Here is a 16,851-nt window from a genome sequence, read left to right as displayed (position 1 = left end):
AATGCCTGCATAAATGAACAAAAAATGAATAGATTTAGTATTAGGCAAGTATTACTGGCATTCTGCTGCCGCAGCAACAAAAGGGTTATCCCCTAAGTTTAATGAAAAATATTGATAAAGCTTTGTGACACTGCCTGAATCTTTATTTTCAATATCTGCTAAGTAATTGACAGTGTTCGGCTTTTTACCAGAACCATCTTCCGGATCAGTGCCATAACTTTGGGCTGAAACAGAATAACCGTCAGCTATTTCTACTGAATTGACGACCCCCCAATCATCAAATTTATTTACCCAGGCCGACCATTTATTTTTAACACAACTTGCAACATCTTTGGCATCTTTCTGACTTGAAAAAACCTGATCTACTCCCGCAGAACGGATTTGATTTGGGCCTACACTACAAGCTGATATTGATAATACGGCAACAGTCAATATTATTAATTTTTTCACTATTATTTCCTCTTGTTTTGTTTAAATATAATGACTCCCCACGACGGTGCTAGCCTCTTATTCGCAGGTTACTTAGTCGTTGTGGTAAAAGAAACCAAATAAAGGCTAGCATATATAATAATAGCATTATTTTCATGGGGTTAGACACCCATAAAAGTGTTGTTCAAGTCGCTTATTGTAAGGATAATAGATTGAGCAAAGCAATCCATCAAGGTTTAGGAGCAACCCTTTTATTCTTTATTGTGCCTGCATACAGCCCCTTTCCTCCACCAGCGCACTTGTAATACCCTTTTGCAAAGGCATTCTCATAATGCGCATAGGCACGCTTAAAAATACTCGTAAAAAAACCGCCCGAATCTAGGAACGCTCAGTAAGCAGCGATTTGCATAATAAAAGCAGGACAAATTAATGGCTGGTAAACTTAATGTTTTAATTGTGGAAGATTCCGCACTGTAAGCACCTCGAATGATCAGCTAAGCACACCTGCCAACGCCTTTAAATACGCTATCAAGTAAAGTAAAAGCACAATCGCAGACCATGCTATTAAGCGGTTGATAATAGCTTTAGCGTGATCGGAGCATTAGCGAATGTTAAACGGAAAAATCAAGACTGCACGCAATTTTGATGATGCTAATATCCCAAAGCAGCGGCTTTTCTAGATGTCAGTCCATCACCTATCTACCGAAAAACAGGCATGGGAATAATGGGAAATGAAAAGAACAGAAAAACATAATCACGCCCTGCACTGCAGGGCGTGATTATGGGTAAGCGCTATTGATTAGCAACTCACAGAAGCCAACTTTTCAAAATAATCAGGAAAGGTTTTTGAGGTACATTTAGGATCGTTAATAGTCACCTGTGTATTACCCAACGCCACTAATGAAAAACACATCGCCATTCGGTGATCGTCATAGGTATCAATTTCAGCATGAATTAATTTTTCGGGCGCAGTGACCTCAATAAAATCATGCCCTTCAACAACGGTTGCGCCAACTTTACGTAATTCTGTCGCCATCGCGTATAACCGGTCGGTCTCTTTAACGCGCCAGTTATAAACGTTGCGAATTTTGGTCGTACCCGTTGCGAAGAGAGCGGCAACAGCAATCGTCATTGCGGCATCAGGAATGTGATTCATATCCATATCAATGGCTTTTAACTCACCTTTACTGGCTTTAATATAATCATCACCCCATTCTATTTTTGCCCCCATTGCTTCCAATGCATCGGCAAATTGAATATCACCCTGAACCGATTTTTTACCGATACCAGTCACTTTAATACAGCCCCCGGCAATCGCGCCTGCGGCTAAAAAATAGGAAGCTGAAGAGGCGTCTCCTTCAACTAAATAATGCCCGGGCGCACTATAAGTTTGTTTGCCTTTAATAATAAAACGTTCGAAATTATGATTATCAACATCAATGCCAAAATCATGCATGATTTGCAGGGTGATTTTAATATAAGGTTTTGACACCAATTCACCGACTATTTCAATTTCAGTATCTTCCATTGCCATCGGTGCGGCCATTAAAAAAGCGGTTAAAAATTGACTGGAAACACTGCCGTCAATTTTTATTTTACCGCCCTTAAGCCCCGTTCCTTTGATTTTTAAGGGCGGATAATTTTCATTTTCAAGGTATGTCACCTGTGCACCGGCCTGCTGTAATGCATCCACTAAACTGCCGATAGGACGTTCAAACATTCGCGCCTCACCGGTTAGAATGTATTCTCCTTGACCTAAACACAAAGCGGCACATAGCGGCCGCATCGCTGTGCCGGCATTGCCTAAAAAGAGTTCCAATAGACCTGATTCAGCAGTATTAAACGCCCGTCCTAAACCTTCAACAACACACTGTTTTTTATCCTTTGAAAGCTGATAATTGACCCCTAATTTTTTTAATGCATTTAACATATGACGAATATCATCACTGTCTAACAGGTTGGTCAGTGTCGTTGTACCCTGCGCTAAAGCGGCCAGCAAAAGCGCACGATTAGAAAGGCTCTTAGAGCCAGGTAGGTTAATTTCACCGTCCACCTTAGCAATTGGCTGTAATAATAATTGTTCCATCCTATCCTCTATTTTTGATCTAACTTAAGCACTTTAACTAAGGCTTGTTTAAAACGCTGGTTTTCATCGAACAGGCCGATGCTAATACGCAGATGGTCGCTTAAGCCGTAGCCCGTTATCGGGCGTACAATCACACCTTCATGTAATAACGCCTGATAGACAACGTCCCCAGATTGGCCAACATTGACCGTAATAAAGTTTCCCATTGAAGGAATATATTCAAGGTTATGTTGACTGAAAAAAGCACTTAAGTCTGCCATGCCCGCATTATTTAACTTAATCCCCGCCTGTAAATACTCATCATCTTGTAAAACGGTCTCTGCCGCTTTAAGCGCTAGAGCATTACAGTTAAAGGGTTGGCGTACGCGATTAAGGATATCTGCAATTTGCGGATTTGAAACGCTGTAACCGACACGCAAGCCCGCAAGACCATAGGCTTTTGAGAAGGTTCGGGAAACAATTAAATTGGGAAAATCTTTAATCCATGCGATAGCATTACCACGTCGTTCGGGCGCTGCATATTCAAAATAGGCCTCATCCAATACGACTAAGACATGCGCCGGCACCTTACTCAGAAAGGCTAGAATGTCAGCCGCTTCTAGAAAAGTGCCCGTTGGGTTATTCGGATTGGCAATAAAGATAAGTTTTGTTTTATCCGTCACGGCAGCGGCCATTGCCGCTAAATCATGACCGTAATGCTTTGCCGGAACAACCACTGCTTTTGCGCCAATCGCTTGTGTCACTATTGGATAAACAACAAAAGCAAACTGCGCAAATATCACTTCATTTTCAGCGCTTACAAATGCCCGCGCAACCAGTTCAAGCAAATCATTTGAGCCGTTTCCTAGGGTCACCTGATTTAACCCGACGTTATATTTATCGGCAAGTGCCTGCTTAAGGTAAAAACCGTTGGCATCTGGATAACGGGCTAATTCAGAAAATTCACTTTGCAGTGCAGATTTCACTTTCTCACTCAGACCTAACGGATTTTCATTGGAAGCAAGTTTGACAATATCACTGATGCCAAGTTCTCGTTCTAATTCAGACGTTGGTTTACCGGCTTGGTAGGGATGCAGTTTTTGCACCCCCGCATTAGCAAGCGTTAAAAAATCACAGCTCATCTTTAATCCTTAGTTTCTAATAGCAATTTGTATTAACCGATTATCACCCCCTCTACTGAGGGTGTTTAAACTGGATGGTTTTAGGGAACTTTTTAAGTGCTTATTATAAATCAATTTTATGCGTAGTTAGCTTCAAACTTTGCCATAAAATCAACTAACGCCTGCACACCTTCAATTGGCATTGCATTGTAGATACTGGCACGCATTCCACCGACTGCCCGATGACCTTTGAGGGTCAGCAGGTTAGCGTCTTTAGACTCTTTTAGAAAAAGTGCATTTAAGTTTTCATCTGCAAGTTGAAAGGGAATATTCATACGGCTACGCACTGATTTGTCGATATTATTGCGATACAACTTGGAACTGTCGATAAAATTATAAAGTAACTCGGCTTTTGCTATATTTTTCTTTTCTATTTCGACCAAACCACCCTGCTCTTTTAACCACTTAAAAACGAGGCCTGCCAGGTACCATGAATAAGTTGGCGGAGTATTAAACATTGATCCGGCATCAGCCTGCACTTTATAATCAAAAATAGACGGAATAACTTTGCGTGCTTTGCCGATTAAATCGTCACGCACGATCACGATTGCCAAACCCGATGGGCCGATATTTTTTTGTGCGCCAGCGTAAATAACACCGAATTTAGAAACATCAATTGGACGGGATAAAATCGTTGAACTCATATCGGCAACCAGCGGCACAACCCCTGTTTCAGGTACTTCAAAAATTTCAATACCTTCGATTGTTTCATTGGGGCAGTAATGCACGTAAGCGGCGCCAGCATTAACGTTCCAGTCAGCAGCGGCTTTAACACTTACCTTACCCTCGGCTGTTTCGCTGAGAACACTGGTTTCGGTCACTCGGGCGTGTTTTTTCGCTTCATCTACCGCCAACTTTGACCATTGTCCGCTGATTAAATAATCCACATCCAGTTTATCGCCCAGCAGATTTAATGGCACCGCAGCAAATTGTCCGCGTCCACCACCATGACAAAAAAGGACTTTATAATTATCAGGTACAGCCAACAAATCACGCAGATCTTGCTCAGCTTGCTCGGCCATTTCAATATATTCGGGACTACGGTGGCTGATTTCCATCACAGAAACCCCCAGCCCTTGCCAGTTACAAAACTCTTCTTGTGCTTTTTCCATAACGGCTTCAGGTAACATAGCCGGACCTGCGCAGAAATTAAATATTTTACTCATCGGTTTTCTTCTTTAGAATATAAGAGGGTGAATTAAATTATTTAGGGTGGTAAAACTAGCATTAAATGTAAGATGAAGAAACAGCTAGTGCCAACAAAATCAAGTTCGTATGATTAATTTTTGATACCTTGTGTTTTTTTAAAATAAGATTATCAATAAAAAAAGGCATATTTACTTAATATTGACTGCACGCGTTAATCCCCATTGCGATTATTCGTCTGCAAAAACAAAAAACGGCAAAAGCCGTTTTTTTAAACCTATAAACCCAAACTACTTGAACAGGCAGATTCAAGTAATTGGGGGATGACTTACGGTTATACTTCTTCTGTCTGATCAGCAGAAGCTTCAGCGTTTAATTCAGTCGTTTCACTGCCGGTTACCTCGTCTTCTTCATAAACGGGCAGATCCTCAATTTCCTCAATACGTTGTAGAGCAACGATTTTCTCACCTTCAGCGGTGCGAATCAGCGTCACCCCCTGAGTATTACGCCCAACCACTGACACTTCACTAACGCGGGTACGTACTAACGTCCCTCTGTTGGTGATCAGCATGATCTCGTCGTTTGTATCAACTTGAACTGCCCCCACTACTTTACCGTTACGCTCGCTGACTTTAATTGAGATAACACCTTGAGTTGCGCGGCTCTTAGACGAGTAATCTTCAAGGGGTGTACGTTTACCGTAACCATTTTCAGTGGTGGTTAAGATATGGCCGGTTTCGTTTGGAATAATCAAGGACACAACTTTTTCGCCCTCTTTTAATTTAATACCACGAACGCCAGTTGCGGTACGCCCCATTGCACGAACACCTTTAACTTTGATTTCAGGATTACCCTCTTCATCTAGTACCGGCGCACCATTTTCATCAAGTACTGCACTTTCTTCTGCTTCTTTAAAGCGCACCACCTTACCTGCATCGGAGAAAATCATAATTTCATTGCTGCCGTCGGTGATACCAACGCCAATCAACTCATTATCCTCATTAAGATTAATTGCAATCAGGCCACTGTTACGTGGGCGACTATAAGCGCTTAATGCGGTTTTCTTGACCGTGCCGTTTGCTGTCGCCATAAAGACAAATTTATCATCGGCATAATCACGAACAGGTAAAATAGCCGTAATACGTTCGCCTTCTTCAAGCGGCAGAATATTAACAATAGGACGACCACGTGCCTGACGTGATGCTAACGGTAACTGAAATACCTTCAACCAATATAAACGGCCACGTGTAGAGAAACATAAAATCGTATCATGGGTGCTTGCAACTAATAGTTTTTCGATGAAATCTTCATCTTTCATCTTAGTTGCCGCTTTGCCTTTACCACCACGACGTTGTGATTCGTAATCGCTTAATACTTGGTATTTAACATAACCTTCGTGGGAAAGAGTGACCACCACATCTTCTTCAGTGATCAAATCTTCTATGCTTAAATCGGTTTCACTGGCGGTGATTTCAGTACGACGAGGATCAGCAAAGTTGGCTTTAATCTCTTCTAACTCTTCACGGATAACTTCCATCAAACGTTCAGGGTTCTCTAGGATAAATAATAATGCCGCAATAATTTCAAGCAGTTCTTTGTATTCAGTTAATATTTTTTCGTGTTCAAGACCGGTTAGTTTTTGTAAACGTAAATCGAGAATAGCCTGCGCTTGTACTTCAGTCATAAAGTATTGGTTGTCACGAACACCAAATTCAATGGCCAAACCATCAGGACGTGCCGCATCAACACCTGAGGCCTCAAGCATTGCAGACACATGACCTAAATTCCAACCCTGCGCTTGTAACGCGATTTTAGCTTCGCCTGGCGTTGCTGAATGGCGAATCAATGCAATGATAGGTTCTATATTCGCAAGAGAAATAGCTAAACCTTCCAGTATATGTGCACGTTCTCGCGCTTTTTTCAGCTCAAAGACAGTACGACGCGTGACCACTTCACGTCGGTGTAAAATAAAGGCTTCCAACATCTCTTTGAGGTTAAATAACTTTGGTTGACCATGGTCAAGCGCCACAGCATTAATACCGAAGGTCACTTGCATCTGTGTTTGTGCGTAAAGGTTATTTAAAACCACCTCACCCACTTCGCCACGTTTAACTTCAACCACCATCCGCATGCCGTCTTTATCAGACTCATCACGTAACGCGCTAATACCTTCTATTTTTTTATCTTTTACGAATTCAGCAATTTTTTCAATTAAACGCGCTTTATTAACCTGATAAGGAAGTTCATGCACCACAATCGTTTCACGACCGGTTTTGTCATTAACTTCAATATCCGCTTTTGCGCGAACTTTTATTTTTCCTCGGCCAGTGTGGTAAGCATCAATAATACCCTTGCGGCCATTAATAATACCTGAAGTAGGGAAATCAGGTCCGGGAATAAATTCGATTAATTGATCAATAGTAATGTCTGCATCTTCAATCAGAGCTAAACAACCATCGATCACTTCACCTAAATTATGGGGTGGAATATTGGTTGCCATACCGACCGCAATACCTGATGATCCGTTAATTAATAGATTAGGAATTTTTGTTGGCATTACTTCAGGAATAAATTCTGTACCGTCGTAGTTAGGCACAAAATCAACAGTTTCTTTCTCTAAATCAGCGAGTAATTCATGCGCCAATTTCTGCATACGAATTTCCGTATAACGCATTGCAGCAGCACTATCTCCATCGACTGAACCAAAGTTACCCTGGCCATCAACAAGCATATAACGAAGAGAGAAATCTTGCGCCATACGAACAATAGTATCGTATACCGCAGTATCACCGTGCGGATGATATTTACCTATCACATCACCAACAATACGGGCTGATTTTTTGTAAGGTTTATTCCAGTCATTACGCAATACATTCATGGCAAATAAAACACGGCGGTGAACCGGTTTAAGACCATCGCGTACATCGGGTAAAGCTCGCCCAACAATGACGCTCATTGCATATTCAAGATAAGAAGTCTTTAATTCATCTTCAATGTTGATCGGAGAAACGTCTGATACAAATTCGCTCATAGAGGCCAAGATCCTTATTTTATTAATATATCGATTGAATTTTTGTGAGTTGCGCATTCTAACACATATTATTGATGAAGAGATGAATTGAGCGGCATTTTTCAATTAATATAAGCTCAGAATCAATCTATGGCGCAAATAAGCGGCAAGAGGTCCTTTGTGGTCTTTTTTTGTACAGCCCTATGTTTATCTAAAGCTTCTGCAGGGGGTTAATTTTAGCTATTTAACTGCCTTTCCCAACTTAATCCGCTGAAACTTCTCTGATTAGAAGTCATCACCCTTTAAAATATTTTCGAAAATCTATGGGCGGCTTAGGTTAATTGTTTTATCTTTTTTACTCGTTATAATGTCTTATCTACAAAAACCGGGTAAAGATTAATGTCAGTCAATAACAGTACAACTGCAAACAATGTTGATCCAAAAGAAATTGAAAAGTTCTCAGCAATGGCCGAACAATGGTGGGATTTAGAAGGTGACTTCAAACCATTACATATGCTTAATCCAACTCGGTTACGTTATATAGAGCAGGGCGCCGAGGGATTATTTGCCAAGTCAATTGCAGATATTGGCTGTGGTGGCGGTATTCTCAGCGAAAGCATGGCAAAAAAAGGAGCGAATGTAATAGGCATCGATATGGCGCATGCTGCGTTACAAATTGCTAAGCTGCACGCATTAGAGACGCAAACAAAAGTACAGTATCAAAAAATAACCGCAGAGGATTTTGCATCACAACATGCAGGTCAATTTGATCTAGTGACTTGCATGGAGATGTTAGAGCATGTACCGGATCCTGCCTCTATTGTGCAAGCTTGTTGCGATTTGCTCAAACCGGGTGGTACGGTTTATTTTTCTACTATTAATAAAACCTTCAAGGCTTATTTAATGATGATTGTGGGTGCCGAGAATTTATTGAAATGGGTACCTAAAGGCACCCATGAATATGAAAAATTTATCCGCCCTTCGCAGTTATTAACGGCTATTGATAGCACCACATTAAACTGTGAAGATTTATGCGGTGTAGAATTTAATCCGCTGCAGAGCGAGTTTGTTATTACTAAAAATGTCAATGTTAATTACATGCTAAGGTGTACAAAAGCTCTGTAATTATTATCAACAGGGTCAGATCTGCAGGGACGTAGTGACAGAGAAGCATACATCCCCTGCTTCTTTGTCACTATGCTTATTAAGCAAGCATCTTGCCGAATGAAAAATATGACAACAAACTGACATATAAACACTATTTTCACCATTTTCATTATGAAAGTACTTACCCTGCAAAAAGATATCCGTGTGACAATTTTCTTGCGCAGGTAACTTCATCATCTTTACCGCATGTTATTTTTTAAATTTAATTAATAACAAACGGTATTAATAGCAATCGCATTCATTATTAACCTGCCCTTGAAGCACCTATGAGATTAACTTTTGCAGCCTTTGTTGATCTCGATGTCAATATGACCCTAAACTACCCAAAGGTTTGACAAATTTATTGTCAATAACTTGATTGTGAACATACACTCCTATGCTCGCGTTTCTAAAACAGCAGCGATTAAAACGACAGCACACAATAATTGAAAAAACTTTCTTATTTTTGCCCACGTTTAATCGACAGAAAATGCAAAAACAGGAATAGAGTAGAAGTTAGTTGAATTTTATTCCTAATTATATTTACTGATATAATTATTATCCGGGGTTAAAAATAAAGGTTGCATTTCATTGATCTCAGCCCCTCCCTTAAGCTATTTGTTAGTTAATACTAACCTGTTTTTTTATGCGCTAGTTATCCACAATTTTATCCACTGTAAAGCTAAAAACATTTGCTTGAAAAAAACTTAAAAAGCTTTATCTTGTGTCACCTCGCGCTATCAAACACAATATGTTGTGTTTTTGACCAATGAGCAACACTATTAAAACTGCATGTTAAGTAACACAGTTGTCGCTAGATATAAGGTATCCTGAATGAAAAAAAACCTATTTGTCACAAAACGAAATGGCAAAAGAGAACGCATTGATCTTGATAAGATTCACCGAGTTATCACTTGGGCTGCAGAAGGCTTAAAAAATGTTTCAGTCTCTCAGGTTGAATTAAATTCACATATTCAGTTTTATGATGGTATCCGTACCGATGATATACATGAGACTATTATTAAAGCGGCCGCTGACCTTATCTCAGAGACATCACCAGACTACCAATATTTAGCGGCACATCTTGCGGTATTCCATTTGCGTAAAAAAGCTTATCGACGTTTTACGCCGCCAAGTATCTTTGAACACGTTAGTAAAATGTGTTCTAAAGGCAAGTACGATATGCATCTTCTTGAAGACTATAGCAAGCAAGAGTTTGAAGAGATGGAAAAATTTATCGTTCATGATCGTGATTTAAAATTTTCCTATGCCGCAGTAAAACAGCTTGAAGGTAAATACCTCATTCAAAATCGTGTCACCGGTGATATTTATGAAAGTGCACAATTTCTTTACATGATGGTGGCAGCCTGTCTGTTTTCTAATTATGAGCCTGCCATACGTTTATCTTATGTTAGACGTTTTTATGATGCGGTTTCACAATTTAAAATTTCATTACCCACGCCTATTATGGCAGGAGTGCGCACGCCAACGCGTCAATTTAGTTCATGCGTATTGATTGAAACGGGTGATAGTCTTGATTCGATCAACGCGACATCAAGCGCAATTGTTAAATATGTTTCACAACGCGCCGGAATCGGCATTAATGCTGGTCGTATTCGTGCATTGGGCAGTGCTATTCGAGGTGGTGAGGCCTTCCACACAGGTTGTATCCCATTTTACAAACACTTCCAAACCGCGGTAAAGTCATGCTCTCAGGGTGGCGTACGCGGCGGTGCAGCGACGGTTTTTTACCCTGTTTGGCATTTGGAAGTTGAATCTTTATTGGTGTTAAAAAATAATCGTGGTATTGACTCCAACCGCATACGTCATCTCGACTATGGGGTGCAACTAAGCCGCTTATTCTACCAGCGCCTGATAGACAAAAAAAATGTCGCCTTGTTCAGTCCCTCGGATGTCCCCGGTTTATACGATGCTTTTTTTGAAGATCAAGATGAATTTGAGCGTTTATATAATTTATACGAAGGTGATCCTGATATTCGTCAAAAAAGTATTTCAGCCGTTGAGTTGTTCTCTCTCTTAATGCAGGAGCGTGCCAGTACAGGCCGTATTTACATTCAAAATGTAGATCACTGTAATACACACAGTCCCTTTGACAGTAAGGTTGCCCCTATTCGTCAAAGTAACTTATGTCTTGAAATTGCCCTGCCAACGAAACCCTTGCAGCACATCATGGATGAAGAAGGTGAAATTGCCCTGTGTACCTTATCGGCATTTAACTTAGGCGCAATTGAGTCACTTGATGAACTGGAAGAGCTTGCAGAACTTGCTGTGCGCGCATTAGATAGCTTATTGGATTATCAGGATTACCCGGTCAAAGCAGCTGAAAACAGCAGTATGGCACGTCGAACGCTAGGCATAGGGGTTATCAACTTCGCTTATTATTTAGCTAAAAACGGTGTTAAATACTCAGATGGCAGCGCCAATAATCTAACCCATAAAACCTTTGAAGCCATTCAATATTATCTTTTAAAAGCGTCTAACAAACTAGCTTTTGAGCGTGGTGCATGCCCTAAATTTAACGAAACACGTTACTCACAGGGTATTTTACCGCTCGATACATACAAAAAGTCCTTAGATAATATTTGTGATGAGCAGTATCATCTCGATTGGGAAACCCTGCGCAGTGATATTGTTAAACACGGTTTGCGTAATTCTACCTTATCGGCATTAATGCCCTCTGAAACATCGAGTCAAATATCTAATGCAACTAATGGTATTGAACCACCACGCGGTTTTGTAAGCGTTAAAGCAAGTAAAGATGGTATTTTAAAGCAAGTGGTGCCTGAGTATGAAAAATATAAACAAAACTATGAGTTATTGTGGGATATTCCAAACAATCAAGGTTACCTTGAATTAGTTGGCATAATGCAAAAATTCATCGATCAGGCAATTTCAGCAAATACCAATTACGATCCAAAACGCTTTTCTGAAGGGCGAGTGCCAATGACTAATCTTTTAAAAGACTTGTTGGTTGCTTATAAAATGGGTGTTAAAACATTGTATTACCACAATACCCGCGATGGTGCAGATGATGAAAACATCATAGATGAAGCCGATGACTGTGCTGGCGGTGCATGTAAAATATGACTGGTGAGTTTTTATTAATGTCTCATTTTTGTGGATAAGTTGAAGTAATACTTATATTTAAATAACTTAAAGGATGTGTTTTACACATCCTTTCTTTTAGACTCTATTTATATCTCTTTGCTGCATTTATTTCATTATGAGATACAGTAAAAACATGAAATATTCAGTAAAAATAGTACCTCACCCTCAATATGATACTCAGTTTTTACCACTTTTACCTGCGACTTTTTATGGGAGCAGATGTTACCGTTATCAACACCTGCCGATAATTTACGAATAGGAAAGACTGGATAGCCAATCCTTCTATAGGCAATTGAGCAGAACCATTATTCAGGGGGTAGCAAACCTTTAGATCTAGATAAATGCTCGCGTATAAATTCCGTTAATTGACTGGCTGGTGCAGGCTTCGCTATAAAGTAACCCTGAGCGTAATCACAGTTTGCGATACTTAATAATCTTTGTTGGGCTGCTTCTTCTATTCCCTCTGCGGTGCATTTAATACCAAGGTTATGAGCAAAATTAATGATTGCTTGAACGAGCTTATCTTCCTTCGAATTTACACCGAGCAGCTCAATAAACGAACGATCAATTTTTATAAGATCTATTTGAAACCCAACCAAGTGGCTAATAGAGGAGTAGCCTGTTCCGAAATCATCCAAATGAATGTGAATACCGTACTTTTTAAAATCATTTATAACTTTGATTGCTAATGCTTTTTTGTGAATGATTGCGGTTTCTGTAATCTCAATGGCTATCTCTGAGCCTTTAATATTGTAGGTATCCATTAGTTTAGGAAAATTTTTCAAAAATAGTTTATCGAGAAACTGTACGGGTGACATATTAATCGACAAGACTAAGTTATCAAAGCCTGTAAACTCTTCTTTCCACGCTTTCAATTGAATAAATGCGGATTCAAAGACCCACTGGCCCAACTGAATAATAGTACCGTTAGCTTCAGCTAACGGAATAAAAACATCAGGGCTAACATTGCCAAGTATTGGATTGTTCCATCTTAATAGCGCTTCAAAACCAGTAAGTCTCCCATCAGACAATGAGATAATAGGCTGATAATAGAGTGTCAATTCATCGTTTTCGATGGCTTGTCGCAGCAATTTTTCGGTGTCAACTTGCTTAAGCAGTTGAGAACGCATCTCTTCATCAAAAACAATGTGGCAATTTTTACCATTGAGCTTAGCTCGATACATTGCGATATCGGCATCCCTTAGCATTTCGTAAGCATCCTGATACCCTGTCTCAAGTAGCGTGATACCAATACTTGCACCTGTGTGGATATAGTTATTATTTATTGAGAACGATAAGGAAAGTTGTTCAATAATTCGCTCAGCAATTTGTATAAAACGATAATTTTCATCACTTTTAAGCAAAATAACAAATTCATCCCCACCAAAACGTGCAAGCATATCGGTCTCACGGAGACATTTTTTTAAGCGCTCAGCAACATAAATGAGTAACTTGTCACCAGCAGCATGACCGAGAGTGTCATTGACTAGCTTGAATTGGTCCAAATCTAAAAATAGGACGGCAAAATTTAAATTTTTGTTTCTTGAGTGGCCACTTAATAATTCCTGTAAATAACTTACGAACCAAGATCTATTATAAAGACCCGTAAGACTATCGTGAAAGGCATCATATCTTAATTTGTCTTTTGCATCTCTCTGATCGCTAATATCACTGTGACTAGCGGCCATTCGTATTGCCTCACCAGAACTATCCCAAATGGCAAGTCCCCTTGAAAGAATCCAACGATAACGGCCATCATGATGTAATAATCTGTACTCGCATTGGAAATGGGCTGTTTTACCATTCAAACAATCATTTATTGCTGATTTTACCAAAATAATATCCTTTGGATGAATTAGCTTATACCAGTCTTCGATAGTATTTAAGGAACTATTCTCATCTACATTTTTTCCAAGAAGAGCAAAAAACCGGGGTGAAAAATACATCTCATTTTTTGTGATATTCCAGTCCCATAAGCCTTCATTTGTAGCATTGGCAACTAATGCATATCGCTCTTCACTTTCCCTAAGCGCATTTTCGTATAACTCACGCGCCTCCAGATTATCCAAAGAGGTATTGAACCATTTTACCAATTCACCCACTTCATCATCACTTCTTACAGGAAGTCTCTTTGTCTGTTTAAGCGTCTTATTTTGCAGGCCCTTGTAGGCGGTAATAACATCTTTGATAGGCTGTACAATATTATGAGAAAAATACCAACCAGCAATACAGGTCAATAATATTCCCGCGAATACAAGGTAGAAGGTAATAACCCCTATTCTATTTATATCCCGGCGCAGATTTTTTTGAGGAATCAGGCTGAAAATTTGCCAATTATACTTAGTGATTGCACGGCTTTGAATAAAGTAGTCGTTTCCATTCCAGGTATAGCTGTTCAAACGCTGCTGCTTAGCGACAGCAAAAGGAAAGAGCTCTTTTACAGATTGGCCTATCTCATTCTTTTTATGGCTATAAGCTATATTATCTCGTTGATCGATAAGATAGGCGCTAACGCCCCCATCGCTCTCTTTATCCGTAATGCTTTCATTTAAATTTTCTATATTAATGCTGACTAATATCAATGCAATAGGTCGAGTCTTCAATGAGATATGATCAATCTTTTTAATTATCTTTGCTGCGCCTAACACCATTTTATGGCTTGATGATTTATTAACGTTAGGTAATATTCCTGACCAATATATCTGTTTCGGACTAGCAAGTGTTTCTTGCCAAATCAGCTCTCTAATGTCGTTTCTATTTTCTCCTACATTTAAGCTGTCGCCAACATGGTATTGTGTGCCACCAGAAGTGAAAATATCGATTGAAACTAACCCTTGAAGGCTTAAGTAACCATTTAGTATGTAGCCGATTTTGGCCTGTGTGGCGAGATCAGTGTAGGTATTCGACTCAGAGAATTCATCATCAAGTGCATTGGTTATCGCTTCTACACTGGATATATTAACAATTAAACTTTCAACTTGATCTAATTTTGATTCCAACAATTCAATTTTATGATTAAGTAACTCAGTTGAGAATCGTCTTGCGGCATCCTGGATTGCTTGGCTGGCATTATGATATGAAATAATCCCGACGGCTAACAGAGGGATCACGCTAACGATCAACAGAAAACCGATATATTTTGGAAATATTTTTTTGTAACTGATATTCATAACCACCTCGAGCAACTATTATTCTAGTTTAGTGATAATTTTGGCTTCAATGGTAATCTTGAGGGGTGTTTTTTTGCCGGATAGAATGTTGTTGGCAGATAAAATACCTTGATAGCCCTGCTCTGCCGCGTCCTGATCTACTGTCGCGAGAAGCACACCTGATTGAACCGCGTTCAGGGCTTGGGGGATAGCATCAAAAGCCACTACCTGCACATTATCTTTTCCCGTCGATTGAAGGTATTCAATAACCCCCAATGCCATCATATCATTAGCGCAAAATATAGCGCCGATATTGGGGTTTTTGTTATAGAGTTTTGCAGCCAGTTCAAAGGCTTCATCAATTTTCCAATTGGCACTTTCTGTTGCAACGAGGGTTGCAAATTTACTTTCAGAAAATGCTCGGATAGCGCCGTTTTTTCGAAGCTCAGCATTTAATGCACCACGTATCCCTTCTATAATAGCCACTTCTGTTGGTTGAGTTAATTTTTCAGTTAGCACTTTGGTTGACTTGTAGGCTGCCAGTTCATTGTCAACGCTGATAAAAGGAACATTTAGCAGACCCACTTTTTTTGAGTATTCTTGATCCAGAAGATTATCGATATTAATCACAATAATACCCTTATCTTGAGCGTGCTTTAAAATTGGAATAAGCTCAACAGAATCACCCGGGGCAATCACTAGTGCATCTACCTTGAGCTCAATAAGGTCAGCAACGATGCCAATTTGTTGCTGTATGGACGTCTCTTGTGCAGCAGTTTTGACCAATAAGTTAATCCCTAAATCTTTTTCTGCCCGACGAGCCCCCCGTTCCATCTCTTTAAAAAAAGGATTGGTGAGTGTTTTCATCACCAGCGCAATAGTGTGTTTATCTTGTGGTTCGTTCTGTATCACTTTGCTTTTTAATTCTACTGAGAATTTCGGTGCGGCGTCTTCACCGCAGCCCACCATAAAGAGCGTAAGCAGTATAATGCCTGTAAATTGAACAAATAAAGCGGAAGTAAATATTCTGATAGTAGGAGTCATAACCACAGCACCTCAAGGTTGATAATAAAATGACATTGATTTTAATAAGTAATAGAATCAATATACTATATATCAGAAGAGCGATATTACGAACAGCTTATTTCACAAAAATAGATCAGGTCTATTGTAATAAAATTTATTTTATATGAGCGAAAGCACCGTACTGGCCTAGGCTACTTTAACTTATTGTGCAAACATTCCTTTTTTAGCCTCAGCGCCAGTTTATTAAGTGAATTCATGTTCCCCTTAATCATCTTTTCCACATTACAAATAGGCTCAAAATGTAAATAAAAAAATCAGCATTTAGATCAAAAGATGATTTAATATGTTAAGTAATTGAATATAATAAGGTCTCATGAAAGTTTGTATACTTAACAAATAAAACACTATATCTTGTGTCAAAATTAATTCCAACACACTAATTCAAGTGATATAATTTAGCTTGTAGACAGTTAGTAAGGTGTTAATAGGTATGAAAAAGATGAATAGCTTAAAAGTAAAGGGTTTTATCCCCCCCTCTCAGTGATACACATTTTTCAGCACATAACAAAA

The 16,851-nt window shown here is 39.5% G+C and carries 9 protein-coding genes; 2 read left to right on the top strand and 7 right to left on the bottom strand.

What is annotated here, in order from left to right; all coding sequences use genetic code 11:
• Positions 1-51: 51 nt before the first annotated feature.
• From PING_RS05925 to gyrA, 5 genes are all read right to left on the bottom strand, one after another.
• Positions 52-450 (bottom strand): hypothetical protein, encoded by a 399-nt coding sequence (locus PING_RS05925; RefSeq protein ID WP_011769519.1) that lies wholly within the window; start codon positions 448-450, stop codon positions 52-54.
• Between the two features lie 778 nt (positions 451-1,228).
• Positions 1,229-2,515, bottom strand: coding sequence for a 3-phosphoshikimate 1-carboxyvinyltransferase (gene aroA, locus PING_RS05920; RefSeq protein WP_011769518.1), 1,287 nt, complete (start codon positions 2,513-2,515; stop codon positions 1,229-1,231).
• Positions 2,516-2,523: 8 nt separating this feature from the next.
• Positions 2,524-3,636, bottom strand: a complete 1,113-nt coding sequence (hisC, locus tag PING_RS05915) for a histidinol-phosphate transaminase (protein ID WP_011769517.1) — start codon at positions 3,634-3,636, stop codon at positions 2,524-2,526.
• 116 nt (positions 3,637-3,752) lie between these two features.
• Entirely contained in the window at positions 3,753-4,841 is a 1,089-nt protein-coding gene (serC, locus tag PING_RS05910; protein WP_011769516.1) for a 3-phosphoserine/phosphohydroxythreonine transaminase, read from the bottom strand.
• A 314-nt stretch (positions 4,842-5,155) separates the two neighbouring features.
• Positions 5,156-7,852 carry a DNA topoisomerase (ATP-hydrolyzing) subunit A gene (gyrA, locus tag PING_RS05905; protein ID WP_011769515.1) on the bottom strand — a complete coding sequence of 899 codons (2,697 nt, stop codon included), beginning with the start codon at positions 7,850-7,852 and terminating at the stop codon, positions 5,156-5,158.
• A gap of 378 nt (positions 7,853-8,230) precedes the next feature.
• Between gyrA and ubiG the strand changes: the two genes are divergently transcribed.
• Together ubiG and nrdA are read left to right on the top strand one after the other, a co-directional pair.
• Entirely contained in the window at positions 8,231-8,956 is a 726-nt protein-coding gene (gene ubiG / locus PING_RS05900; protein ID WP_011769514.1) for a bifunctional 2-polyprenyl-6-hydroxyphenol methylase/3-demethylubiquinol 3-O-methyltransferase UbiG, read from the top strand.
• 855 nt (positions 8,957-9,811) lie between these two features.
• On the top strand, positions 9,812-12,085 hold the full coding sequence (gene nrdA, locus PING_RS05895) for a class 1a ribonucleoside-diphosphate reductase subunit alpha (RefSeq protein WP_011769513.1): 2,274 nt from the start codon (positions 9,812-9,814) through the stop codon (positions 12,083-12,085).
• 326 nt (positions 12,086-12,411) lie between these two features.
• Here nrdA and PING_RS21600 read toward each other — a convergent pair whose 3' ends face one another.
• Both PING_RS21600 and PING_RS05885 read right to left on the bottom strand, forming a co-directional pair.
• Positions 12,412-15,276: an EAL domain-containing protein gene (locus PING_RS21600; protein ID WP_011769512.1), complete on the bottom strand. Its 2,865-nt coding sequence runs from the start codon at positions 15,274-15,276 to the stop codon at positions 12,412-12,414.
• A gap of 18 nt (positions 15,277-15,294) precedes the next feature.
• Positions 15,295-16,299 carry a substrate-binding domain-containing protein gene (locus tag PING_RS05885; protein WP_011769511.1) on the bottom strand — a complete coding sequence of 335 codons (1,005 nt, stop codon included), beginning with the start codon at positions 16,297-16,299 and terminating at the stop codon, positions 15,295-15,297.
• Positions 16,300-16,851: the final 552 nt, after the last annotated feature.

Origin of the sequence: Psychromonas ingrahamii 37, assembly GCF_000015285.1 — a bacterium.
Lineage (GTDB): Bacteria > Pseudomonadota > Gammaproteobacteria > Enterobacterales > Psychromonadaceae > Psychromonas > Psychromonas ingrahamii.
The sequence above is the reverse complement of the archived record's forward strand: the minus strand, read 5'-3'. Positions and strand labels throughout refer to the sequence as shown.

Bases quoted from the DNA above. Each gene is read 5' to 3' on its own strand.
- gyrA (WP_011769515.1), bottom strand. From the start codon at position 7,852: ATGAGCGAATTTGTATCAGACGTTTCTCCGATCAACATTGAAGATGAA.
- nrdA (WP_011769513.1), top strand. From the start codon at position 9,812: ATGAAAAAAAACCTATTTGTCACAAAACGAAATGGCAAAAGAGAACGC.
- hisC (WP_011769517.1), bottom strand. From the start codon at position 3,636: ATGAGCTGTGATTTTTTAACGCTTGCTAATGCGGGGGTGCAAAAACTG.
- aroA (WP_011769518.1), bottom strand. From the start codon at position 2,515: ATGGAACAATTATTATTACAGCCAATTGCTAAGGTGGACGGTGAAATT.
- serC (WP_011769516.1), bottom strand. From the start codon at position 4,841: ATGAGTAAAATATTTAATTTCTGCGCAGGTCCGGCTATGTTACCTGAA.
- ubiG (WP_011769514.1), top strand. From the start codon at position 8,231: ATGTCAGTCAATAACAGTACAACTGCAAACAATGTTGATCCAAAAGAA.
- PING_RS05885 (WP_011769511.1), bottom strand. From the start codon at position 16,299: ATGACTCCTACTATCAGAATATTTACTTCCGCTTTATTTGTTCAATTT.
- PING_RS21600 (WP_011769512.1), bottom strand. From the start codon at position 15,276: ATGAATATCAGTTACAAAAAAATATTTCCAAAATATATCGGTTTTCTG.